This window comes from Acinetobacter sp. PK01, from assembly GCF_022819285.1.
Taxonomy (GTDB): Bacteria; Pseudomonadota; Gammaproteobacteria; order Pseudomonadales; family Moraxellaceae; genus Acinetobacter; species Acinetobacter tandoii.
The window spans coordinates 2513412-2538882 of the sequence record NZ_CP094643.1 but is presented as its reverse complement, the minus strand read 5'-3'; the positions used below and the strand labels follow the sequence as shown (position 1 = coordinate 2538882).

Genomic DNA, 25471 nt, shown 5'->3' with positions numbered 1-25471 from the left:
CCTAGTACTGATGAAATAATGGAAGTTCTCATGTCTAAACAAATTTTGATTTTGGCGGGTGATGGTATCGGTCCTGAAATTGTCAAGGCCGCGGAGCATGTACTCGATCGAGTCAATGAAAAATTTAATTTAGGTCTCACATGGGAACATGGCCTATTGGGTGGTGCAGCAATTGATGCGCATGGTGAACCATACCCAGCGGTAACTGCGGAACAAGCAAAAAAAGCCGATGCAATTTTGTTAGGTGCTGTGGGCGGTCCAAAATGGGATACAATTGAGCGCTCAATACGTCCAGAACGCGGTTTATTAAAAATCCGTAGTGAATTGAATTTATTTGCAAATTTACGTCCTGCGATTCTTTACCCACAATTGGCAGATGCATCGAGCTTAAAACCTGAAATTGTGGCAGGTTTAGATATCTTAATCGTGCGTGAATTAACGGGTGGTATCTATTTTGGTCAGCCACGTGGTATTCGTGAACTCGAAAATGGTGAGAAGCAAGGCTTTAACACTGATGTATATTCAGAGTCAGAAATTAAGCGTATTGCTAAAGTTGCTTTTGAATTGGCAGGTTTACGCGGTGGTAAAGTTTGTTCAGTGGATAAAGCCAACGTACTTGAAGTGACTGAACTTTGGAAGCAAACCGTTACTGCATTAAAAGAAGAGCAATACCCTGAGATTAATTTGTCACACATGTATGTCGACAATGCAGCCATGCAGTTGGTACGTGCGCCTAAGCAGTTTGATGTGATTGTAACGGGCAACTTGTTCGGTGATATCCTTTCTGATGAAGCCGCAATGTTAACTGGTTCAATCGGTATGTTGCCATCTGCTTCCTTAGATGAAAATGGTAAGGGTATGTATGAGCCATGTCATGGTTCGGCACCAGATATCGCTGGTCAGAACGTCGCGAACCCATTGGCAACTATTTTGTCGGTTGCCATGATGTTGCGCTATACCTTCCGTGAAGAAGTGGCTGCACAAGCCATTGAAGACGCAGTAGGGCAAGTTTTGGATCAGGGTTTACGTACTGCTGACATTATGTCAGACGGGATGAATAAGGTAGGTACAGTTGAAATGGGACAAGCGGTAGTTGCTGCACTCGCATAATCTCCCTATCATGTAAAAAAACGCAGCCATCGCTGCGTTTTTTATGGGGTAATCGGAATTCATCTAACACGTACCTTGGCTAACTTGTACAGAAGTTGCTCTGTTCTCTTTCAGTTGAAAGCGGATTATGCAGGAAAGCTCGGTGGAATATTGCTGTGAACTGTTACTAGGAACGTAAATTGGCGCTTGCCCTGAGTTATTCGGAGCTTGAGGGATTGGAAGAGGAATGCTCATTTTGCGAGGAATACGATAGATCAGGACATTTTGATCGTGTTTGATTAGTTGAGCTGGGGTGTAACCTAAAGCGCTCAGATCAAGTGTTTGTTGAATGCTTTGACTAGATTGCCCGATGTAGTGCTGTAAATACTGTTCAAGTTGTACGTTTGAGGGTAGGGATGTTGTGCAGGCTGCTAGAAAGAAGCAGAGACTCATTAGAGTGTGTCGCATCAGCTTCATAGGTCTATCCTATGCGGTTGATCATCTTTTTATTATAAGCATACATGGTTGATGAAATTGCAGAACTCGATAAATGGCATCTTACCTGCATTTAGACAACAAAAAAGCCACATCATGTGTGGCTTCATTTGCATTCACTAATTAGCGTGCACGGTACGTGATACGACCTTTAGTGAGGTCATAAGGGGTCATTTCTACCTTCACACTGTCGCCAGTCAAAATGCGGATATAGTGTTTACGCATTTTACCAGAAATGTGGGCAATTACTTCGTGACCGTTTTCTAAACGTACACGGAACATCGTATTAGGAAGCGTTTCGGTGACAACGCCTTCGAACTCAATGAGTTCCTCTTTATTGGCCATAGCCTACCTGATGATCAAATTGGAAAGGGGCAAATTATAGTCAATTTTTTATAAAAAATCAAGAATCAAACCCCTGCGAGTGAGTTAGCTGGCAGTAAATTAAGCGAACTGGTGGTTTCAAAAAATTCCTGAAAAATTTGACTATAGATGTTGTCAGTTTGGTCAATCGCAGTTAATCTAAATTTATTGTTTTAGGTATAAATGAATCACATACAAGGAAGGTCATTGCGTGGGTCAGCTAACGGATGCATCGGTTGTACTACGATTGGGCTATCAGGCGATTCGTCGTTCAGGATTACCAACCGAAGAAATTTTAACAAAAGCAGGGGTGGCCTTAAATCAAGTTCAGGCCAATGATCGTACCCCATTAAATGCACAGTTTGCTTTTTGGACAGCAGCCGAAGATGTCAGTAAGGACCCTGATATCGGTTTGCATTTGGGTGAGCATTTGCCTTTATATCGTGGGCAGGTGATTGAGCATTTATTTATTAGCAGTGAAAATTTTGGTGAAGGACTTAAGCGTGCTCTGGCTTATCAGCGTTTAATTAGCGATGCTTTTCATGCCCGTTTGATTGTTGAAGATGATCGTTGTTATTTGACCAATGGTGAACAACCGTGGGCAGAAAATTTAATTAATCGTCATTTCTCTGAATGTGCCATGTCAGGGATCCTGCGCTTCTTTAAGTTTATTACAGAAGGGCGTTTTCAGCCGTTGTATATCGACTTTAACTTTTCTCAAGGTGCGCCAGATGACGAATATTTCCGTGTCTTTGAGTGCCCTGTGAGCTTGGGTCAAAAAGAAACGCGGCTGTATTTTGATCCAGCGATTTTGGATTATCCGTTGTGGCAAGCTGAGCCTGAGTTATTGCAATTGCATGAGCAACTAGCAATTGAAAAACTACAAGAGCTAGCACGTTATGACTTGGTAGGCGAAGTGCGCCGTGCGATTGGTTCAACGTTAGAAAGCGGTGAAACGACTTTAGAAACGGTTGCAGCACATTTAAATATTACGCCACGTCGTTTACGCACTCAACTGAGCGAAGCGAATACCAGTTTTCAGCAGATTCTTTCTGATTATCGATGCCGCTTGGCCAAGAAACTGTTGGCAAATACCAGTGAGAGTGTAGAACGGATTGTCTATTTAACAGGTTTTTCAGAGCCGAGCACGTTTTATCGTGCATTTAAGCGTTGGACCAATGAAACGCCTGTTGAATATCGCAAGCGTAAGCAGCGTTAATCTAAAAGTTAAAAAACCTCCCATGTGGAGGTTTTTTATTATGCGTGCCACATTAGTCTGGCATGTTTAACCAATGCGGACCTAAAGGTACTTTGGGTAAATCGAACTGCGCTGGATAGTCGGCATGAATAAAATATAAACCATCGGGTGGGGCTGTTACGCCTGCCGCTTTACGATCTTGTGCCGCAAAAATTTGGTCAATATGGTCAATGTCATACATACCTTGTCCAATTTCCAGCAAACAGCCCATAATGTTACGCACCATATGGTGTAAGAAGCCATCTGCTTGAATATCAAGCACCAAATAAGCACCATGTCGAATTAAGCGACAATGACTCACATGGCGTACAGGTTGATTGGACTGACAAGCCGCAGCACGAAAACTCTCAAAATTATGCGTACCTTCAAACTTTTTTGCAGCCGCAATCATTTTGTCTACATCTAGTGTGTAGTGAGCATGAGTCACTTGTTTATGCAGTAAAGCCGGGCGTTGTGGATGGTTATAGACCACATAGCGATAACGACGCGCTTGAGCCTTGAAACGGGCATGAAACTCATGATCCATCTCCTTAATCCACTGGATGGCAATATCTTTAGGCAGTTGACTATTGGCACCCATGAGCCAGCCGCGTAAAGGTCTAGTGGCATGCGTATCGAAATGCGCCACCATATTAGTTGCATGTACACCTGCATCGGTACGGCCTGCACCATGCAGCAAAATCGGTTCGGCTGCGATCTTACTCAAGACAGTTTCAAGCGTTTCTTGCACACTAATTACACCCGCTTGTTGGGTTTGCCAACCTCGATAACGTGCGCCTGAAAATTCGATGCCAATGGCAAAGCGTTGCATAGATCTATTTACCTTTGATTAAACCGAGTCATGCCAGTGGCTAAAGCATTGATCTATGGAGTCATGCTTCAGATACATCAACAGTGCTTTGGCATATAAATCAGCATGGCTGATACAATCACTCACCATCACGCCTGCTTCCTGAATCCAACTGCTAATCGCATAGCGTTGGTCGGTTTTGCCAAAGCTGACCTGAGTGGTAAGCAACACCATACATCCTTGCTGGCGAAGCTGTTGAAAGAGTTCTATGCATGCGGCATTGACTGCCAGATTGCCCGTACCAAACCCTTGCAAAATAAGAAACTGAGGAGGATGCTGCGCGATAGTTTGTAGATTCAGTAATTGCTGATCTAGAGCAATTGGCTGCATCATTAAATTTAGACAATTGAACTGATCTGCTTTGATTAGATCTTCTGCTTTTACTAAGTACGCCGAGCAGGGTTGAGGCAGTTCCTGTTGGCTATTTAAACCAGCAAAGGCATCTAATTCCGTGGTGTGTTGCTTTAATACACTGCGTCCATGTAACAGTTGTTGATGGAAGGCAAGATACACGCCAACAGGTTGGGTGTGAACTGCATGCAGTGCGAAATTCAGGTTATCGATAGCATCAGTAAATTCACGTGTGTCACTGCCCTCAACATTGAGTAAAGGGTATTGACTACCTGTGAGTACGACATGTGCAGATTGACCTAAAAATCTGGAGAGAATCGCACTGGCATAGCTGAGAGTGTCCGTACCATGAATAATGACAAAATGCTGAAATTGTTGTAATTGCAGTTGTTGTATAAATTGAACCAATTGCAACCAATCAGCAGGTGTACAGGCACTACTGTCTTTAATGACAGGTGCAACCATGCATTCAATAGACAGATCTAGTGGTAAAACCTTCTCTAGCTGTGGCAGAAACGCTGCTGCAGGCATTGGACTAAGGGGTTCACCTACACAGCCAAAGGTACCACCCATATAAATCAAAGCAATTTTTTTCATCATAAAAAAAGCAGTCAAGTATGACTGCTTTATAGTAGAGGGAAATGCTTTAAGATGCTATTTGATTCAGTAACTGTTCCGCGCGATATTGTTGTTCCGTCGAAAATTTATCCGAATTTGCAGCCAAGAGTTGGCGGGCAGCCTCATAAGAACCAAATTGGATATATCGCTCGGCTAAATCGAGATCTAGCGTGGTTTCACTGATTTGGCCGAGTTCAGGGAAAGACTGAACCAGTGGGTCTTGTAGATGAACATCTGCTTGTAAAGCAGGAGTCGTAAATTCAGTTGTTTCTGTAATGTCTTGAGGAATTGAATGTGCTGTTGCAAGATCAGTCTTTGGTGATTCTAAATCAAAGGAAATTGCTGGCGCTTCAGATTGAACCTCGATCTGTGATGTTGATTTATCGGCATTCGATTGTTCAAGATCAAAAGAAAATTTGAATTCTGGTTGATCTTCAGATTTCTCTGCTATTGGTGCCGTAACAGTTTCAACAACTGCTTCGGTTACTGGGGCTGGATCGAGATTAAAAGAAAACTCTAAATCTTTAAGCTCAGTAACGGGTAGTTCATTTTTATCTTGAACTTGAGCAGGTTCTTCAACTTGGGGTTTCAGCTCAACTAAATCATCAAATTTCAGAGAAGGAGCATCTGATTCTGGCGTCGCTTCTACGGTAGGTTCAATGATTTCATTGCTTACATTGAAAGACTTAAACTCTAACGGCTTTTCTTCAACAGGAGTGATGCTAGGTGTTTCCGCCTGCAACAAATCAAAAGAATTTGATGTTGTGACTTTATTTTCAATGAGTGCATCAAAATCTGATGCGTTTTGTGTCGCAGTGCTTGGTTCAGCATAGTTTGAAAGCGTTTGTGGCTGAAAGTCGATTGTATCTACCGATGAAAGATGCTCTTTTTCGTATTCAGCTTTTTTCTGTTCTGCTTGTGCTAGCGTTTCTTCAAGTTCAAGTGAACGAAGATGGTTGAAGAGTTGGCTAATCGCAAATTCATCTTTTTGTTCAAGATGAATATCCAATAACAATAAATAAAGTTCGTGTTGCGAATTATCTTTATTCAGTGCCTGATTAATTTGAGCTTCTGCTGCAAAGAAATTACGATCACGAATTTGCCCTTGAATTTGGCTACGTAATTCTTCACTGAGTGGAGTTTCCTGTTTCTTTTCAATAACAGGGTCTTCTACCACTTGAACTTTTTGAGGGGCTTTCCGTTTATTTACAGGAGTCTTGGCTTTATTGCGAGCCGTTGCCGTCTTTTTTGGTGCCGTATCGGCTTCTTTACTAGCTTCGCGTTTTTTTAAAACAATTGCCACGACTAACAAAAGTATAAACGGAATCACATAAATCAGCATGTTTTACCCCTTATGAATCAAATGTATGTTTAATTCATTGATTCTAATATCAAAATTATATAACAATTTAGCTGTTTGGCTTTTTCTGTGCTTGTTGTGCTTTCAACTGTTGTTGCAATTGTGCAAGACGAGCATTTAATAATTGAAGTCTTTTGTCCTTTTGACGTAGAGCCAATTCCAGCTGAGTTACGTTTCTCTGTAATTTAACGGTTTTTTCCCGAGATGTCATAACTTTTAATGACAATTCATTTGATATTTGCTCATTCTCAGCTTTCTGCTTCGCCGTTCCATTGGTTGTATCTGGATGCTTTTCCGCCACCAAACTCATTTCTGCTTGATTCAGACGATATTTTGCCTTTCCAGATTGTTTTGTCATTGTGTTGGGCGGAGCCACAATTTTTTGTTGGGATTTATTGCTGGTATTGGTTTGTAAATTTAAGGTGACTCCACGACGTAATCGATTGATATCACCTTGAATAAAGGCGTGTGAGTTTTGAGTTTTAATTTGCTGCATCACTTCGCCAATTGGCCGATTTTGCTCAGAAGCAACTCGTTGTGCAATTGCCCAAAGTGATTCATTATTTTGTACGATATGTTGATTTGGTTGAGCTCTTTTCACCTCAGCTATTGTTGCCGCGGGAGTAGGTTTGATGGCTTGTGATTTAGGCTCATCTGGTAACTTTGGTGTTGAGGGAGTTGCTGCTTTAGCCGTTGTAACAGCACTTTTATCTTCTTTTACACGGTTCTGATACTGCTGAACTTGAGGGTCAGATGACTGTTTTTCTGTTGCATTTACGGCATTTTTTACAATGGTTTTAGCTGGAGCCGTCGATTCAGTTTTAGTTTGCTCAATTCCCTTGGCTTTTTGTACTGGTGCACTTGCTGTATTGACACTAGAAACGACAATAGGGGCTTCATTTGACTCCGTTACCGCTGCCAATTTTGGCGGTTGTATCGTTTTAAGTTTAAGCGAATCAGCCGAATCGGACACTGGATTTAGTTGAGCTGCTTCAGTTGGCTTAAATTGAGTGCTGGTAGGCAAGTTGAGTGCAATATCCTTTTCACTCACGATCATGATCGGGCTGAGCACTTTTTCGTTGGCTTTGGCACTAAACATTGGTTTTGGCGCAGCTGTACGCTGAATGGGCGTGCGAATATGACGTAAATGTACTGCACTGCCTTCTTGAATACGTACCACGATATTCAGCTCAGATTCGGTCAATGGACGCGATGAAGTAATTGTAATAACGCCTTCACCTGAACTGTTTTGTCGAGAAAAGAAATTAAGATGCCCTGGAGGTTGATGAACAACACCTAAGGTATTGATATCTTCTGGTGTAGCTAGACTGACTTGAACAGGCTCATCGGTTTTTGCATGATGAAACGGAATTTCTGCGTACAGCAACTCCCCAGGCGCAGACTGGATTTGCAATGGATCAATACTAATTGCATGAAGGTTTTGCGATGCAATAATGGCAAGAATAGCAATTTTTAATTTGTTATATACAGTCATCTTAGTTTTGACTCTGGTCATATATTGCAACGAGAGAATTATACATTACCGAGATGTTGAGGAATTGTAAATGGATAACATTCGAGTTACATAAAAAGCCGATCATAATTGATCGGCTTTTGTTTGAAAATCTAAAAATGCTTATGCATTTTTAAAATCAATCAGAATACGGAGCATGCGACGTAGTGGCTCTGCAGCACCCCAAAGCAATTGATCACCCACAGTGAATGCACCGAGGTACTCTTTACCCATATTCAGTTTACGTAAACGGCCTACAGGAACGCTAAGTGTGCCTGTTACTGCAACAGGAGTCAGATCAGTCATTGATGCTTCACGCGTATTTGGAACGACTTTCGCCCATTGGTTCGCGCTACGTAATATATCTTCAATCTCATCCAGCGGTACGTCTTTTTTCAATTTCAACGTAAGTGCCTGTGAGTGACAACGCATTGCACCAATACGGACGCAGTGACCATCAATCGGAACAATCTGCTGATTGCCTAAGATTTTGTTGGTTTCAACTTGGCCTTTCCATTCTTCTTTCGATTGACCGCTTTCAAGCTGTTTATCGATATACGGAATGAGAGAACCCGCTAACGGTACGCCAAAGTTTGCAGATGGGAAACCTTCACCACGTTGTAATTCAGCAATTTTAGAGTCGATGTCTAAAATTGGAGAGCGTGGGTCATCTAATAAATCTTTGGTATTGTTATACAAGTAGCCCATACCTGTGATGAGTTCACGCATATTTTGCGCGCCAGCACCAGAAGCAGCTTGATAAGTCATCGAGGTTGCCCATTCCACAAGGTTATTTTGGAATAAGCCGCCTAAGCCCATGAGCATGAGCGAAACAGTACAGTTACCGCCAACAAATGTTTTAGTGCCATTCACTAAACCATCTTTAATCACGTTCATGTTGACAGGATCAAGCACGATGATGGCTTCATCTTCCATACGCAAGGTCGATGCAGCATCAATCCAATAGCCTTTCCAGCCTTCAGCTTTTAATTTTGGAAAGACTTCAGAGGTATAGTCACCACCTTGACAGGTAATAATGACATCCATTTGCTTCAGACTATTAATGTCTGATGCATCCATAAGTGCTGGGGCAGTCTTACCACCAAATGCAGGGGCTTCACCACCTGCATTACTGGTAGAAAAATAGAATGGCTCAAAGTGAGCAAAGTCATTCTCTTCAACCATACGTTGCATAAGGACGGAACCAACCATCCCGCGCCAACCGACCAGACCTACTTTCATGTCATTTTGCCTCGGTGCGTTAAAAATTTAAAAGGGGTTTGAGTGTATCAAAAGCGACCACAACTGCAAGCACTACATAAGTAAAACATCACTATAATTGAACGAAATAACTTGTTTATGATACATACAAAATTGATAAAGTTTGTCCAGACTTAGTTTACCAAACGGAAAAGATTGAGAAAAATAACATGATTTGGGTGGAAATCTTGGCAATCACGGTGGTGATGCTGACGTTTTGGTCATTGATTCCGCGTGATGAATGGTGGATTCGCGGAGCAGATTTTCCACGACTGCAAATTTTGCTACTGGGGCTTTTAGCCTTTATTTTACTGATTTTTTGGCCTAATCCTTGGGATTTACAGCGTGAGCTGATTTTGGTTGCGTTAATCGCAGCTTTGGCATATCAGTTAAAAATGGTATTGCCTTATACTTTTGTGTGGAAAAAACAGGTTCAGACTGTTTCTCACGAGCAATTGCAGCCAGAACGACAAATTTCATTATTGGTTTCGAATGTACTCACACCCAATACTCAACATCATTTACTCATTGAACAAATTAGCAAATTTAAGCCCGATCTGATTTTGACTTTGGAAACAGATCAGCATTGGCAACGGGCGCTACAGGTGCTTGAAGAGAGTTACCCTTATTGTGTCCCGATTCCGTTGGATAATTTGTATGGGATGCATTTGTATAGTCGCTTGAAACTCATCGATACAGAGGTTAAATTTATTTTAAGTGATGAAATTCCTTCAATTCATACCACGGTACTGTTGCCTTCTGGACAGCCAGTACAGTTGTATTGTCTACATCCGAAACCGCCTAGTCCGACAGAAGCCAAAGATTCAACGTTAAGAGATGCTGAATTGTTGATTGTGGGTGATCAAATTAAAGAGCTCGATCAAAGCTGTATTGTCATGGGTGATTTGAACGATGTGGCTTGGTCACGAACGACACGTCTATTTCAACGAATCAGTGGCTTACTCGATCCGCGAGTTGGGCGGCATTATGTGAATACTTTTCATGCCGATTATCCTTTTTTACGCTGGTCACTCGATCATGTATTTCACAGTACAGACTTTGCACTTATTGAAATGCAGCGTTTACCGCATATAGGTTCAGATCACTTTCCAATCTATGTCAAATTACAAACGGGGCGTGTATTTGAGCAACAGCAAGAGGAATTGGAGCAAACGGATGCAGATGAACAAGAAGCGCAGGCTGCAATACAAGAAGGAATTGAAAAAGCGGAGCGTGAAGAAAAAATAGTGACAGATGAAATTGCACAGGATTATAAAAATGAGAAATAGTAGGCAAACTAAATAAAAAATTGTGTACGAAATTGCTTACAAAGGTTTCGGTCTCTGACGAATGGTAGAACTTTCAGAATTCTTTTATTCTTACTCCATCAGCACAAGGAACAGGGAACGGAACATCCCGCTAAGGAAGACGACGCTGAAGGAAAATCATCACGGAAATGATGGCTGGTTAGGATGACCAAACACTAAAACAAAAATTATGATTGAAAGCACAACCTCATATACCCGAGTTTTGCAGGAAGCAGAACTCGGGTTATGTGTTTTAAGATACTCGAAATTTATTTAAAAATTATGACGAACTTACTATACGTTGATAGAGTGCTAAAGTCTGATCACACATGTCTTGTAAGCTAAATTGCGTGACAGGAGCCACATGTTGAGGCTGTTCAATATGATGTTGGACGACACGAATAAGTTCAGCTTGGTCATCTACAGGAATAAGACCTTGCGGATAAACCGAAGATAAAATTTCAGCAACTCCACCTCTTTTCCAGCCAATCACGGGTGTCCCTACTGACAAAGCTTCTAAAGCCGTACGTCCAAAGGTTTCTGCCTGATTAGACAAAGACAAGACTACATCGCTGTAAGCAAGCCATTCACGAATATCGGAGCGATGACCGACAAAGGTAATCTGATGTTCTAAGCCCCGACTTTGTATATTGCGTTGCAATTCATCTAAATAAGCTGCTTTTTTAGGGTCAGCTCCGCCAACCACAATTGCATGGAGATAGGGAAACTGAGTATGTAATTGTTGTATCAATTCAATTAATGTTTCATGTCCTTTCAGCCGCGTAATACGACCAGGTAAACATAAGAGAAACTTATGCTCGAGCTGAGGAAAGTCTTTTAAAGTTTGTTGAATCCACTGTACTGATGGTTGATACCCATGCGGGAATGCTTTGGAGTCGATACCACGGTAAATACGCACAATATCTTGTGGGGGACAATTTTTATAATGTTCTGTGATGTATTGCACCACACTGTCCGAAACCGCAATGACTTTCTCTGCTTGCGTCATAATTGCACTATAACGATTAATCGAATAGAAACCGTGTACAGTGCTAATCAGATGCGGGCGTTGTGAAGCAGGAATGCCTTTTAAAGCAAAATGCGTCAACCATGCAGGAACGCGTGAGCGGACATGCACAATATCAGGGCGGTGCTGTTGAATAAGTTGGCGTAATGGACGAATCTGCCACAGACTTGATAGTGATTTTTTGTGAATCGGCAGGGTTAAATGGGTAGAACCCTCCGCTTCAAGCTGTGCCACCATTCGCCCACCATTGGAAACGACTAATGATTCATGCCCTTGCTGAATGAGCGCTTTAGCAATTTCGAGTGTGCCACGTTCAACACCACCACTATTCAGTTCAGGAAGAAGCTGCATCACTTTCATTGAGTTTTTATCCTTATGTGTTCTGTTGTGCCGTTCGAGTCACGTATAAAATAAAATTTAGAGCAGGAAATAACATTTCTAGCCAAGATCAACCATCAATAAATTTTTTCATAGCCTTCTGGGCGGGTTTTAAAACGACGGTGAAACCACATGTATTGGGTCGGTGCAATTCGAAGCTGACGTTCAATAATTTGATTAACGCGTGTTGCATCGTCCACTTCATCTTCACTTGGCAAGTTGTCCACCATAGGTTCAATTAATAGATGATATTTGGGATTGGCCACATCACCATGACGGTAGAAATATAGGGGCACAGCAACGGCTTTAGAGATTTTTAATAAACGTCGATGTGCTGTAACAGTTGCGGCGGGCACCCCAAAAAAGGGAGCCATCACCCCTTGTTTTAAACCAAAATCTTGGTCTGGACTATACCAAATGGCATGTCCATTTTTTAAGTTGCGAATCAGACCGCGCATATCATCATGGTCAATTTGATTGGCATAAATCGTGGCACGACAACGATAAATCAGCATGTCTAACAAAGGGTTATTTTGTGGACGATACACCACATCGGGTTCAAAATATTGTGCACATAAATAACCACCTGCATCTAATAAGGTGGAATGAGTGCCGAGCAGTAAGACGCCCTTACCCGCTGCTTGTGCGGTTTGGATATGCTCTAAACCTTCAATAGTGACTCGATTTTTAAACCATTGTGGGCAGTACCAAGCATTTAGTGTTTCAAAAACCCCAAGCATTTGATCAACAAAGACCTGACGAGCATTGTCTTGGACTTGTTCTGGACTCCATTCTGGAAAACAGACTTCTAAATTGCGCAGCGTAGTTTTACGGCGGGATTTCAGTTTAGTAAATGCTAGATTTCCAAGAAAAGTGGCTAAGCGATATTGAATTGCCCACGGCAAAATTGCCAGTATCATTAAGAAAACGATGCCAAGCCAAATCCCCCAATATTTAGGATGGAGGAATGACCATTGAAATTCACCAGGTGTATAGGTCTGTGCTTGGCTCATAACGATATAATTAGTTTGAAAAAGTTAAGACTGTGCAAAGTGTAGCATGAACTGATTTGGTCAAGGTTATCCACGCTAAAAATCAGGATCAACCTTGTCCGTCACCATCTGCTGGTTTGGGTATGGCAGTCTAACGACGACTTTCCAGAAGAATGCGTACTGCAAGCCCAGCGAGAACTGTGCCCATGAGCCAACGCTGAACATTTGCCCAAAGTGGTTTTCGCTGTAGAAAAAGTGCAATGCTGCCAGCAGAAAAAACAATAACGGCATTTACTGAAACACTGACAAAAATTTGGATCGTACCGAGTTGAATAGACTGCGCTAAAATACTGCCTTGCTGTGGGTGAATAAACTGTGGCAATAAAGACAAATACATAATCGCAATTTTAGGATTCAGCAAACTGGTGAAAAAGCCCATTAAAAATAATTTTAACGGTGAATCGAAAGATAAATCTTTGAGACTAAAAACAGGAGCTGCATTAGGGCGTAAAGCTTTCCATGCCAACCAGAGTAAATAGACAGCCCCTACAATACGAATCGTGTCATAAGCATATGGAGCTGCCACAATGAGCGCTGTGATCCCAAAAGAAGCACAGAGCATGTATAAGACAAAGCCTAGTGCTACGCCGCCTAAAGAAATGAAACCTGCTGTTTTTCCTTGAGAAATTGAACGTGAAATGAGGTAAATCATATTCGGGCCAGGGGTGAGGACCATTGCTAGGCTCACCAAAGCAAATGCGAAAATTTGTGACAAATCCAACATGATCAAAGGCTCAGTTATTCTTATGTTGATAGGTATAGCATATTGCTGTTGATAAATCTGATTTGAGCAGCGAAAGGTTTGCTTTAACAGCTTCAATTTTCATGAAGACCGTAAAAGATTATAAATTTAATATTTTCTACCTTTAGATTTTCTATTTTTACTGAATGAGGTGAATCCAATTGGGGGACCTGTACTTTTTGCTGAGCTATTCTCTTGAAATTAGGCTTAGTCTTAATGGGTTGTGCGATGGAAAAAAAGGAATCTACTTTATCCCCAATGATTAAAGCTTATGGATGTGAAGCAACTTAAAACGGTGGTGTTAGACTAGGGATATATTTCTGATTGATGGCATTTATAGATGAGAAGCCATGCGATTGATACTGCAAAAGCAGGTCTAATTTTTCTGGTGGTGTTGGGGCACTTTCTAGAGCGGATGATTGGTTGGTCACAAGCAACTAGCCAGTTATTGCTTGAAACCATTTATGCCATACATATGCCTGCTTTTATTTTTATTTCAGGTATGTTGTATAAAGATAAAAATTGGTCGAAAAACATCCTCTTTTTTATTGCACTCTATGTCCCTTTCCAACTGTTGTATTTGGCATCGGATGCTTTGATGTCTGGACAATGGCACATTAGCCTGTTTGAACGACCCTATTGGCTGATGTGGTATCTGGTGGGGATGATGGTTTGGATGCTATTTATGCATGTGTTTCATGCCAACCATTTTGCGCTTGTATTTGCGGTACTGATTGCTTTAGGGATTGGTTTTTCGCCGTGGAATAACTATGCCTACTCAATTGGACGAATCTGTGTCTTTTTGCCTTTTTTCGTTTTAGGTTGCCGATATGGTCAGTCCATCATGCAAAAGTTACAACAGCAAAGTCATGCGCTGTTGTGGGCAAGTCTGAGCCTCGCTTTCATGATGTGTATCTTGTATTGGACCCATTTAAGTCAATTCTGGTGGTATGGCAGTTTAAGTTATACCCAACTCAAAGTTGAGCTATGGCAGGGAAGTGTAATTCGTCTAATGTGCTTTATGTTATCCAGTTGGGGGGTGCTGATGCTGTTGGCATTATTTCAGGGTTTGGGAACACGTTTCATACGCTTGGGGCAAAACACTTTGCCTGTGTATTTGTTACATGGTTTTGTGGTGATTTGGCTGGCACGAATGATTCAGCTCAATTTGCCTGTGGCAGTGGAAATATTGATTTGTGTGGTGTTGTCAATTTTGACCTGTTGGTTACTACAACAACGGATTTTTGATCAGACGATCCGCCAATTATCACAGTGGTTGCTGAGACCCACACATAAATTGTGGCAGAAATAACCGAGTCATCGACTGTTGCTTGATTCAATTTTAAGTGTTGTTGGTACAAACAGAGAATATAAAAAAAGCCCGATTGGCTGAATGAATCAGCCAATCGGACAGTTGAAAGTTAAATTAGTTCCCTTTGCTGAGGTTTTCTAATTCATCCCAACGTTCCAATTTTTCCAGTAACTGTTCTTCAATTTCGGCCAGACGCTGTGACGCTTGAGTTGCGGCATTAGCATCTGAAACAAACCAAGAACCGTCTGCTAACTTGTCTGAAAGTTGGGTTTGTTCCATTTCGAGTTTTTCAATCTCAGCGGGGAGTTGTTCTAACTCTCGCTGGTCTTTATAGCTCAACTTCACCTTTTTTGGTGCAGACGTTGCCGCCGCGGCAGCCGCTTCAGCTTTGGCTTGTGCCTTTTTCACATCACTTTTTTGATCAACCACTTTTTGATCAGGACGCTGTTCCAAGTAATCTTGATAGCCGCCAATGTATTCATCAATGTTACCTTTGCCGTCAAACACCCAAGTTGAAGTCACAACGTTATCCATAAAGGCACGGTCATGTGAGATCAACAGTAAAGTGCCTTTATATTCAGACAACATTTCTTCTAACAGTTCTAAAGTCACCATATCCAAATCATTGGTTGGCTCATCCATCACGATTAAATTGGATGGTTTGAGTAACAATTTGGCTAACAGAATGCGGTTTCTTTCACCACCTGAAAGTGCTTTAACTGGCGTACGGGCACGTTCAGGTGAGAATAAAAAGTCTTGTAAATAACTGTAGATATGACGACGGTTACCATTCACATCGACAAAATCAGAACCTTCCGACACGTTGGCCATGACGGTTTTTTCAAGGTCAAGTGCATTACGTAATTGGTCAAAATAGGCAATCTCCAGCTGGGTTCCTGTTTTAACAGAACCCCCATGTTCAATTTCACCTAAAATGGCTTTGATCAAGGTGGTTTTTCCGACCCCGTTATCACCGACTAAACCGATACGATCCCCACGCATGACCAGTGCCGAGAAATCCTTGATTAGCGGTTTGGCATCGTAAGAAACACTGAGGTGTTCAATATCAAAGACCAGTTTTCCAGAACGATTGGCATCTTGGGTGGCCATGCTGACCTTGCCTTGCTGGAAGCGACGCGCTTTAGATTCTTCACGCAGCGCTTTTAAGGCACGAACACGACCTTCATTACGCGTACGACGCGCCTTAATGCCTTGGCGAATCCATGCTTCTTCTTCTGCTAAGCGTTTATCAAATAAAGCATTTTGCTTTTCTTCGGCTTCCATTTGCTGTGCTTTAAGATCGAGGTAGCGTGAGTAGTTACCTTCGTAGCTGCGTAATGTGCCACGATCTAGTTCGACAATACGGGTGGCAATACTGTCTACAAATGAGCGGTCATGCGAAATAAACAATAAAGTTAAATTGTTTTGATCGAGTAAGAATTTTTCTAACCATTCAATGCTTTCAACATCTAGATGGTTGGTCGGTTCGTCTAGAAGCAAGACATCGGGTTGAGTAAGTAAGGCACGTGCTAATAGGACACGACGCTTACGTCCACCCGATAAATCAGCCAAATCTGCATTTGGGTCAAGTCCCATTTTGCTTAGAATAGAATTAACTTTATTTTCTAAAGCCCAACCATCAAGTTGATCTAACTTGTGTTGCAAATTGCCCATGTGATCACAAGCGTTCATATCACCTAAGATGCAGGCATCACTCGCTTCATGGTATGCTTTAAGCACAGTCGCAGCTTCACCTGCACCCTCTGCTACGATGTCTGCAACTTTGCCAGAGTCCATAGGAACGTCTTGTGCCAACATGGACACGGTCAAACCATTCTGAATGGAGACTTCGCCAGAATCGGGGAGTAAACTGCCTTCAATCAGTTTAAGTAGCGTCGACTTACCTTCACCATTACGGCCAATCAAACACACTCGTTCGCCACGTTCTAGGTTAAAATTCGCGCCGTCGAGTAGGGCAGGTCCACCAAATGCAAGTTGGACATCCCTTAACGTAATATAGGCCATAATGTTTCCTGAAATCTCAAATGAGGACTTTAAATGACTAAACAACAAAATCTAGATAATCACGCGTCATTTTCCGCACCCATTGAAGATTTGCAAGTCCGAATTGCATTTTTAGATGATTTAGTTGAACAGTTAAATGAACAAGTGATTCGCCAAAATGCCGAAATCGCTGATTTAAAAAAACAAATGCAGCTTCTTTATCAACGGGTAGAATCTGCTGATTTATCTGAAGGGATCGAAGCTTTTGACCCTTTAAGCAATAGACCACCGCACTATTGATCTAGTTGGGACGCTTGATTGGCATGGTTTATTCTTGTATCTCCAACAAGAGAGAGATGGGCTAGGCTTGACCTTTTGCCCGCTTCCCGTTCTAATGCACGCTCTTTGCTTATCTCTCATGATTTTGTATTTATGTCTGCTAAAGCGGTTTTGTTCGATCTAGAAAATAATATGCCAACGGCAAAAATGCTACGCGATTTGGTGCAGCATTATCCGACGTTGTATTTGTTTAATTGCAAAGGGCAGTTTGCGTATACGCTGGAAGATCTGACTGAATTTGCGATGTGGGTCAATACAGGGCAAGTGGTGATTTTAGACACGGCTCAAGCTAAAGAGAAAGAGTTTGAATATGCGGTAGTCGTTGGGCAGTTAATGGCTTTACTCGAACCCGACACCCATGTAGAAGTCATTTCGGCAGCAAAAACCAGTGCTATTTTAATTGAATTAATGCGCGGGTCGGCACTGACTTGTAGCTTGACTCTAATTCAAGATGCAGCTGAAATTAGCAAACCCAAATATAAAATTCCAAGCTTAGATGTCATTCAACGTAAACCGTACTTAAAAATGGTGAAGCAGTATTGTGATGCTTTGGCAAACATGTCAGGCAAACCCAATACAGTGGATGCATTAAAAAATTCTGTCATGAACATTCTTCAGCTAGTGCCAGAGAAAGCGCAGCACGTGGTCGGTATGTTGATTAACCTGAAAATCGTCAAACGTTATGATGAGCAGATTAACTTTCGTAAGAAAGTATTAAAGCAGTGGGCGCAGCTACATCTTGAACAAGACCAAGCAGAGTTGGTGCCCTCAACCAACCTAGCGCAAGCAGTAGAGCAGTTACAGATTTCGGCCGAATTACCCTCTGCGGAACCAGATTTGCAAAAGGCACAAGATGCTTTGTTTAAAGATTTTGGAAAAATTGACCCTGTACAGCTTGAAGTGGCGAAAAAGCTACGCGAATTGAAAAATGATAAGCCGAAAGACATCTACGCCTTACGTGATTTATTAGAGCAAATGTTTCCCAAAGCGGATGTACGTTTGTTACTCAAAGAGTTGATTGAGAAAGGTTATATTTATTGGAACGGACATGAAGTCTTATATAGTCATGAAATGTTCCTAAATTAATTTCATCGTTCCAACTTGCGTTTTATATTGTGCTTATGCAACTCTAATAAAAGACAAAAAAGGTTTTGCTATGGAAAATACAGGAATTTGGGTTGCTGTTGTCATTATTGTATTTGTGCTCGGGTCAATTTTAGGACTCCGTGTTAGCCCTAGAGAAAAAGCATTGGGCATAATGCGCGAAAAAGCACGAAAAATGGGGTTACACCCACGCTTAGTGGCAGCACCAGATTGGACTAAAATTCCGTTGGCATCTTCAAATCGTGCCAGTATGGTCGCATATTATAGTGTCCTGATTCCAGATGCACGTTTGCCGCTGATGCGTGCCCGTGTTGAAGATCAACAGCTCAAGTTAGTGCATGGTGATGAAAAATTTAATAATTTTCCAATTGCATTAAAAGGCATTTATGCTATTGATATGCAGGCAAACTGTGTAGGACTCTATTGGGATGAAGAAGCTGATTTAAAAGCAACCCAATTAGAAGATATCAAAGCATACTTACATGCTTTGGCTGAAGTTTAATTTTAAGATTTACTGAAATAGGAAAAACGGTTAACTATGGCGAATGCTCCTCGATCCACATCCAAAAGCACAACAGCAAAAGCTTCTGATGCTGGGAATAAACGTGCCTTAGTGATTGTGGAGTCGCCTGCAAAAGCGAAAACAATCAACAAATATTTAGGTTCAAATTACATTGTAAAATCCTCTGTAGGTCATGTACGTGACTTGCCGACGGGTGGTTCAGGTAAAACTGCGGATAAAAAAACCACAGCAACTCGCACCAAATTGACCGAAGCACAAAAAGCGGAGAAAGCACAACAAGCTTTGGTTAACCGTATGGGGGTTGATCCTGAACATGACTGGAAGGCACATTATGAAGTGCTACCAGGCAAAGAAAATGTGGTCGCTGAATTAAAAAAACTGGCATCGCAAGTCGATGAAGTTTATCTCGCAACGGACTTGGACCGTGAAGGAGAAGCGATTGCTTGGCATTTAAAAGAAGTGATTGGCGGTGATGATTCGCGTTATCAGCGTGTGGTATTTAACGAGATTACCAAAAATGCCATTCAAGAAGCCTTTAAGCATCCAGCACGTTTAGACACCAATAAAGTCAATGCACAACAGGCGCGTCGTTTCCTTGACCGTGTGGTTGGCTTTATGATTTCTCCTTTATTGTGGGAGAAAATTGCCCGTGGTTTATCTGCAGGACGCGTTCAGTCTGTAGCCGTCAAACTGGTGGTAGAACGTGAGCGTGAAATTCGTGCCTTTGTTCCTGAAGAATATTGGCAGGTGTTTGCAGACACCAAATCTTCAAGCGATGAAATTCGTTTAGAAGCGGTGAAGCAAGCAGGTAAGACGCTCAAATTACGCAATAAAGCAGAAACTGATGCTTTATTGAAAATTTTGAAAGATGCCGATTATAAAGTTTCAGCACGTGAAGATAAACCGACCAAGGTCAATCCAAGTGCGCCCTATATCACCTCGACTTTACAGCAAGCAGCCAGCACGCGTTTAGGTTTTTCAGTCAAGAAAACCATGATGTTGGCGCAGCGTTTGTATGAAGCAGGTTTTATTACCTATATGCGTACGGACTCTACTTTTTTAAGTGACGATGCGGTGAATATGGTGCGTCACCATATTGAAACTGAGTTTGGCGGAAAATACCTTCCTGCGAAACCAAATCGTTATGGCAATAAAGCGGGTGCACAAGAAGCTCATGAAGCGATTCGTCCATCCAATGTCGGTTTAAAAGGCGATAGTTTGGCGGGTGTAGAGCGTGATGCACAGCGTTTGTATGATCTGATCTGGCGTCAGTTTGTGGCATGTCAGATGACACCTGCCGAATATTTATCTTCTACAATTTTGGTCGATGCCAATGGTGTTGAACTGAAAGCCAAAGGTCGTACCTTGGTATTTGATGGCTTTACCAAAGTTCGTGGTCAAAACAAATCCGATGATGATGTGCTCTTGCCTGCGGTGAAAGTGGGTGAGGTATTAAATCTGGAAAAACTCGACCCTTCACAGCACTTTACTAAGCCACCTGCGCGTTTTACTGAAGCGTCATTGGTGAAAGAGCTTGAGAAAAAAGGTATTGGGCGACCATCAACTTATGCTGCAATTATTTCGACTATTCAAGACCGTGGTTATGTGAAACTGGAAAATCGTCGCCTATTTGCTGAAAAAATGGGTGAGATTGTCACTGACCGTTTGGATGAAAGTTTCAATAACCTGATGAACTATGACTTTACTGCGGACTTAGAAGGTCAACTGGATAAAGTTGCGGAAGGTGAACGGAACTGGAAAGAATTACTGGATAGTTTCTATGGAGACTTTAAGAAACGTTTAACTACAGCTCAGGGTGACAGCGGTATGCGCCGCAATCAACCTGTAGAGGTGGATGCGGTACATTGTCCAGAATGTTCTCGACCAATGCAGATTCGTACAGGCACGACAGGTGTCTTCTTGGGCTGTTCAGGCTATAACTTGCCACCGAAAGAACGCTGTAAAGGTACACTGAACTTAACGCCTGTGGAATCTTTGGCTGCACTTTCTGATGATGATTCTGCAGAAACAGCAGATTTGATGTCGAAAAAACGCTGCCCGATTTGTGGCACTGCAATGGACAGTTATGTCATCGATGGCGGGCGTAAACTGCATATTTGCGGTAATAACCCTGATTGTGCTGGTTTTGAGCTAGAAGAAGGTGAGTTCAAAATCAAAGGTTATGATGGTCCAACCATTCCATGTGACAAATGTGATGGCGAAATGCAACTCAAGACAGGTCGTTTTGGACCGTACTTTGCTTGCATGAGTTGTGACAATACCCGAAAGGTATTGAAAAGCGGTCAGCCTGCGCCACCGCGTGTCGATCCAATCAAAATGGAACACTTGCGTTCCGCCAAGCACGATGATTTCTTTGTATTACGTGATGGGGCAGCAGGTCTATTTTTAGCAGCGAGCAAATTCCCGAAAATCCGTGAAACGCGTGCGCCAAAAGTGTCCGAGTTACGTTCTGTTGCTGATCAACTTGATCCAAAATACCAATTTATTTTGCAAGCGCCCGATGTTGACCCAGAAGGCAATCCAACCTTGGTAAAATTTAGCCGTAAGAACCAAGCACAATATATTGGTTCGGAAACGCTTGAAGGAAAACAGACCAAATGGTCTTTGGTTTTCCAAGATGGAAAGTGGGTTGAAGCTTAACCACATCAATGCTTGAATAGAAATGCTCACTTCGGTGGGCATTTTTTATGTCACAATGATTTATATAAGAAAGTAATATTATTTTTTTGGGGGAGTTGTGGACATTCAAACGAAAAAGTTTGCCGTATTAATTGATGCAGATAATTCATCTATTGGTGCCATTTCATCTGTTCTGGAGGAAGTAGCTAAATACGGGATTGCAAGCGTAAAGCGAGTCTATGGTGATTGGAGTAATGAAACTCTGAAGAAATGGAGAGATGTTTTATTACCTCATGCAATTACTCCCGTTCAGCAATTTGCTTATACAAAAGGTAAAGATGCGACGGATATGATTTTAATTATTGATGCAATGGACTTACTGTATGCAGGTGCATTAGATGGTTTTTGCATTGTGTCTAGTGACAGTGACTTTACACCTTTAGCATCGCGTATTCGTGAAAATGGTTTAAGCGTTTATGGCTTTGGTAAAAAATCTACACCAGAAGCCTTTAGAAAGGCTTGTGATAAATTTATTTTTATTGAAAATTTGATTTCGGAAAATGAACTTAAAAATTCAGAAGATGAAGAAGTAACGAACGCACAGGTCAGAAAAATATTCGATTCTAGTAAAACATCTGATTCAAAACTTGCGAATCAATTGAAAGATAATATCGTGATAGATGTTATGGATCGTGGCACTTTGAACCTGATTTATAAAGCAGTAAAAGACAATGCCGATGAGAATGGGTGGGCAAATTTAGGTATGGTTGGGCTATATATTAGTGCGGTGAAACCAGATTTTGATTCTCGCAATTATGGTAGAGCAAAACTCTCAGGTTTAATTAAAACATTAAATCTTTTTGAAACAAAAGTAGAAATGAGTCAAATGTATTTAAGAAAAATGAAGAAGCAGAGTGCTTAAAAGAAATGTGGAAAAAAATTAGAATCTTGTGCTTATTGCTGATTTTGCTAATTGTGGCGGTAAACGCTTGGCGTGATCAAAATCAGAACTGGGATAAACCGATTATTGTATTGCTGCATCCTATTAATGCCGATGATCAAGCTAGTACACAACAGTATATTCAACAATTATCTTTAAGTGATCTTGCGGCTGTGCAGCCTTATCTCCAGCAAATGTCAGCACATTATCGTGGTCAACCTATACACGTTTATTTAAATTTAGGACGTGAATTAACCCAAAAACCACCAAAGGTACCAGAGCAGGCAAACATGCTCGATATCATATTGTGGAGTCTCAAATTCCGCTTTTATGATTGGCAACAGCATGAACGCAGTGATGGTACTTCTGCAGTTACGCTGTATTTAAATTATTACGATCCCGAACGTACACGTGAATTAAAACACTCTACTGCTTTGGAAAAAGGCCGTATTGGTGCAGTGAATTTGTATGCCAGTAAAAAACAAAATGAGCAGAATCAAATTGTTTTGGTACATGAGTTATTACATGCCTTTGGTGCAACCGATAAATATGACGTTGCGACAGGACAACCGCTCTATCCTCAAGGCTATGCTTATCCGAAACAACAGCCTTTATTTCCACAAGCCAAAGCAGAGTTAATGGCGGGGCACATTCCTGTTTCTGCCGATAAAAGTAAAATGCCAGACCATTTACAAGATACGTTACTCAACGAAATTACAGCACTGGAAATTGGTTGGATTAAATAAAGCTGTGTATAAGTGTTTTTTTATCCACAGAAGGGAAGACTAATGTGGATAAAAAAGATGCAGATTGATAACAGACAGTTACGGAAAAAAAGACCACAATAATTGCATTCCATTGTAAGTACTTGAGAAAAATTATGAAAACAGTTGGAAATGATCTTGTTCGTCATCAATTACATGAAAATCGGAAATGGTACTTGGTTTTAGGGGTGCTCCTGACTTTATTTGGTCTAGTCTTATTAGCATCTTTACCATTTGCCACCTTATCTGCAGTTTATTTGTTTGGTCTTTTGATGATGATTGGTGGGGTACTCCACTTTATTGCAGCTTTTAAAATCTTTGAAGGTGGTTATCGCTGGCTTTGGGCTGCTTTTGCCATTTTCTATCTGATTGCGGGTTATTATGCTTTTACCACACCAGTAAAAACTGCAATTGTATTGACCAGTTTCTTGGCTATTTTTTTGGTGATCGCAGGGATTGTACGAAGTATTAATGCTTTTATCTTCAGGCCTTTGGCAGGTTGGGGCTGGACACTGTTTTCAGGAGTTCTTACCTTTATGACAGGGGTGATTATCTTAATGTCACCAACAGCGCCGTTTTGGGTGTTGGGTATGTTTTTGGCGATAGATATTCTATTCCAAGGCATTAACTATTTAACTTTGGCCTCTTATATTAAGCATGAGGTGCCAAAAAGTTCAGCTGATGTGTAATTATTACAGCTGATTAAGTGGATCAAGAGTGCTATATGCACTCTTTTTTATTGCGTATGATTGAGTATAGTCCATCTTAAAAAGCACAATTGCGATGCCTAAAACCTTTGTACTTGCTCCAGACTCTTTTAAAGAAAGTATGACTGCACAACAGGCTTGCCAAGCCATGCAACGTGGCTTACAACATATTTTTCCAGATGCTCAATATCTCCATGTCCCGATGGCAGATGGCGGTGAGGGAACAGTGGATGCTTTGATTGCGGCTGCGCACGGTGAGATGGTGAGCTGTAGTGTGTCAGGGCCTTTCATAGAACAGAAAGTCGAGACATATTTTGGCTTGATTGATGAAGGGCAAACGGCTGTGATTGAAATGGCGAAAGCCAATGGCATTCATTTACTGGAGCCTTCGGAGCGAAACCCTGCTTTAACATCGACCTTTGGAACGGGGGAAATGATTCAACTGGCTCTTGATCATGGAGTTAAAAAAATCATTATTGGACTCGGTGGCAGTGTTACCAATGATGCAGGCATGGGTATGGCTCAAGCACTTGGTGTCCGATTTTTAGATGTTACTGGCAAAGAGGTGGTTCAGGGTGGCGGGCAATTACATCAGATTAGCCAGATTGATTTATCAAATTTAGATACTCGATTGGCACACGTTGAGATGCTGATTGCCAGTGATGTGAATAATCCACTCTATGGTGAATACGGTGCGGCTTACGTATTTGCTCCACAAAAAGGGGCAAATCCAACCATGGTGGAGCAATTGGATCAGAACCTAAAATATTTTGCTGGTTTGGTTAAATCGCAACTCCAAGTGGATTATGCTCATATTGCTGGCGCGGGTGCCGCAGGTGGTTTGGGTTTTGGCTTAATGGTATTTGCAGGAGCAACCCTTCGTTCTGGCGTGGAAATTGTGATTGAAGAGACACAATTGGCTGAAAAAATCAAACAGGCCGATTTTGTCTTTACTGGAGAGGGTGGGATAGATTTCCAGACTAAATTTGGTAAAACACCGTATGGTGTCGCACAAGTTGCCAAAAGGCTGAATACGCCTGTGATTGCTTGTGCAGGTTATGTGGGTGAGGGCATAGAGGAGCTCTATGCAGAAGGTTTTACTGCAATTTTCGGCATTGTAGATCGGGCATGTGATTTGCAAACCGCTTTAGAAAATGCTGAGAAGAATTTGGAACGAACCTGTCAGAATGTTGCTAGGATCTTAACCCTAAGGCCGTAATATTCACAATAAATTTAAATACTTTTTGTGTAGGGAATACCTTACTTTTCAAGGATGAAAAGTAACAAAAATCCTTTGTTGGATTGAGGATATATCCTTATACCTCAATCCAACGAACGGCATCCATGCCGTTTTGTCTCGTATCAAATTTTTTTTTGAAATTAAAAATTGGCGTATCAGTCGGGACAAATTTTATAAATTAAATCCAGATATTTTTGTTGATTTAATGCTTATTCCATTGTCATGGTTATTATTG

23 protein-coding genes are annotated in these 25471 nt (G+C 41.5%); 12 read left to right on the top strand and 11 right to left on the bottom strand.

The window, feature by feature from the left end; translation table 11 throughout:
• Positions 1-30: 30 nt before the first annotated feature.
• Positions 31-1110: a 3-isopropylmalate dehydrogenase gene (gene leuB, locus MP622_RS11945; RefSeq protein ID WP_243791108.1), complete on the top strand. Its 1080-nt coding sequence runs from the start codon at positions 31-33 to the stop codon at positions 1108-1110.
• Positions 1111-1173: 63 nt separating this feature from the next.
• On the opposite strand, the gene MP622_RS11940 is transcribed toward leuB, so the two are convergent.
• Positions 1174-1566, bottom strand: coding sequence for a hypothetical protein (locus tag MP622_RS11940; protein WP_052662104.1), 393 nt, complete (start codon positions 1564-1566; stop codon positions 1174-1176).
• Positions 1567-1707: 141 nt separating this feature from the next.
• Positions 1708-1929, bottom strand: coding sequence for a translation initiation factor IF-1 (infA, locus tag MP622_RS11935; protein ID WP_001284370.1), 222 nt, complete (start codon positions 1927-1929; stop codon positions 1708-1710).
• Between the two features lie 229 nt (positions 1930-2158).
• Between infA and MP622_RS11930 the strand changes: the two genes are divergently transcribed.
• Entirely contained in the window at positions 2159-3166 is a 1008-nt protein-coding gene (locus MP622_RS11930) for an AraC family transcriptional regulator (RefSeq protein ID WP_044740099.1), read from the top strand.
• Between the two features lie 52 nt (positions 3167-3218).
• On the opposite strand, the gene truA is transcribed toward MP622_RS11930, so the two are convergent.
• The 5 genes from truA to asd form a co-directional block, all read right to left on the bottom strand.
• The gene (truA, locus tag MP622_RS11925) at positions 3219-4016 is read right to left on the bottom strand and encodes a tRNA pseudouridine(38-40) synthase TruA (RefSeq protein WP_243791106.1); all 798 of its coding nucleotides are present in this window, start codon (positions 4014-4016) and stop codon (positions 3219-3221) included.
• 18 nt (positions 4017-4034) lie between these two features.
• Positions 4035-5006, bottom strand: a complete 972-nt coding sequence (locus MP622_RS11920; protein ID WP_243791104.1) for an asparaginase domain-containing protein — start codon at positions 5004-5006, stop codon at positions 4035-4037.
• A 46-nt stretch (positions 5007-5052) separates the two neighbouring features.
• Positions 5053-6366: a hypothetical protein gene (locus tag MP622_RS11915; RefSeq protein ID WP_243791102.1), complete on the bottom strand. Its 1314-nt coding sequence runs from the start codon at positions 6364-6366 to the stop codon at positions 5053-5055.
• Between the two features lie 67 nt (positions 6367-6433).
• On the bottom strand, positions 6434-7879 hold the full coding sequence (locus MP622_RS11910) for a hypothetical protein (protein ID WP_243791101.1): 1446 nt from the start codon (positions 7877-7879) through the stop codon (positions 6434-6436).
• A 141-nt stretch (positions 7880-8020) separates the two neighbouring features.
• A complete protein-coding gene (gene asd, locus MP622_RS11905; RefSeq protein ID WP_151504545.1) occupies positions 8021-9139 on the bottom strand; it encodes an aspartate-semialdehyde dehydrogenase in 1119 nt (372 codons plus the stop codon).
• 188 nt (positions 9140-9327) lie between these two features.
• Between asd and MP622_RS11900 the strand changes: the two genes are divergently transcribed.
• Positions 9328-10446, top strand: coding sequence for an endonuclease/exonuclease/phosphatase family protein (locus MP622_RS11900; protein ID WP_243791099.1), 1119 nt, complete (start codon positions 9328-9330; stop codon positions 10444-10446).
• A 298-nt stretch (positions 10447-10744) separates the two neighbouring features.
• On the opposite strand, the gene MP622_RS11895 is transcribed toward MP622_RS11900, so the two are convergent.
• The 3 genes from MP622_RS11895 to MP622_RS11885 all read right to left on the bottom strand — a co-directional run bounded on the left by MP622_RS11895 (position 10745) and on the right by MP622_RS11885 (position 13645).
• Positions 10745-11851: a glycosyltransferase family 4 protein gene (locus tag MP622_RS11895; protein WP_044740093.1), complete on the bottom strand. Its 1107-nt coding sequence runs from the start codon at positions 11849-11851 to the stop codon at positions 10745-10747.
• Between the two features lie 95 nt (positions 11852-11946).
• A complete protein-coding gene (gene lpxL, locus MP622_RS11890; RefSeq protein WP_044740092.1) occupies positions 11947-12882 on the bottom strand; it encodes an LpxL/LpxP family Kdo(2)-lipid IV(A) lauroyl/palmitoleoyl acyltransferase in 936 nt (311 codons plus the stop codon).
• 130 nt (positions 12883-13012) lie between these two features.
• A complete protein-coding gene (locus MP622_RS11885; protein ID WP_044740091.1) occupies positions 13013-13645 on the bottom strand; it encodes a LysE family translocator in 633 nt (210 codons plus the stop codon).
• A 358-nt stretch (positions 13646-14003) separates the two neighbouring features.
• Between MP622_RS11885 and MP622_RS11880 the strand changes: the two genes are divergently transcribed.
• Positions 14004-14975 (top strand): acyltransferase family protein, encoded by a 972-nt coding sequence (locus MP622_RS11880; RefSeq protein ID WP_243791097.1) that lies wholly within the window; start codon positions 14004-14006, stop codon positions 14973-14975.
• Positions 14976-15089: 114 nt separating this feature from the next.
• Here MP622_RS11880 and MP622_RS11875 read toward each other — a convergent pair whose 3' ends face one another.
• A complete protein-coding gene (locus MP622_RS11875) occupies positions 15090-17000 on the bottom strand; it encodes an ATP-binding cassette domain-containing protein (RefSeq protein ID WP_151504539.1) in 1911 nt (636 codons plus the stop codon).
• A 33-nt stretch (positions 17001-17033) separates the two neighbouring features.
• On the opposite strand from MP622_RS11875, the gene MP622_RS11870 reads away from it, so the two are divergent.
• From MP622_RS11870 to MP622_RS11835, 8 genes are all read left to right on the top strand, one after another.
• The gene (locus tag MP622_RS11870; protein ID WP_016168273.1) at positions 17034-17279 is read left to right on the top strand and encodes a SlyX family protein; all 246 of its coding nucleotides are present in this window, start codon (positions 17034-17036) and stop codon (positions 17277-17279) included.
• A 132-nt stretch (positions 17280-17411) separates the two neighbouring features.
• Entirely contained in the window at positions 17412-18404 is a 993-nt protein-coding gene (locus tag MP622_RS11865) for a hypothetical protein (RefSeq protein WP_104441129.1), read from the top strand.
• A gap of 70 nt (positions 18405-18474) precedes the next feature.
• Complete coding sequence (locus MP622_RS11860; protein ID WP_044740087.1) at positions 18475-18924, top strand: ammonium transporter; 450 nt, start codon at positions 18475-18477, stop codon at positions 18922-18924.
• Between the two features lie 36 nt (positions 18925-18960).
• A complete protein-coding gene (gene topA, locus MP622_RS11855) occupies positions 18961-21606 on the top strand; it encodes a type I DNA topoisomerase (protein WP_243791096.1) in 2646 nt (881 codons plus the stop codon).
• 97 nt (positions 21607-21703) lie between these two features.
• The gene (locus MP622_RS11850) at positions 21704-22507 is read left to right on the top strand and encodes an NYN domain-containing protein (RefSeq protein ID WP_243791094.1); all 804 of its coding nucleotides are present in this window, start codon (positions 21704-21706) and stop codon (positions 22505-22507) included.
• A gap of 5 nt (positions 22508-22512) precedes the next feature.
• Positions 22513-23271, top strand: coding sequence for a hypothetical protein (locus MP622_RS11845; protein WP_243791092.1), 759 nt, complete (start codon positions 22513-22515; stop codon positions 23269-23271).
• A gap of 134 nt (positions 23272-23405) precedes the next feature.
• Positions 23406-23978 carry an HdeD family acid-resistance protein gene (locus tag MP622_RS11840; protein WP_016168267.1) on the top strand — a complete coding sequence of 191 codons (573 nt, stop codon included), beginning with the start codon at positions 23406-23408 and terminating at the stop codon, positions 23976-23978.
• A gap of 94 nt (positions 23979-24072) precedes the next feature.
• A complete protein-coding gene (locus tag MP622_RS11835) occupies positions 24073-25215 on the top strand; it encodes a glycerate kinase (protein ID WP_243791090.1) in 1143 nt (380 codons plus the stop codon).
• The last annotated feature ends 256 nt before the right edge of the window (positions 25216-25471 follow it).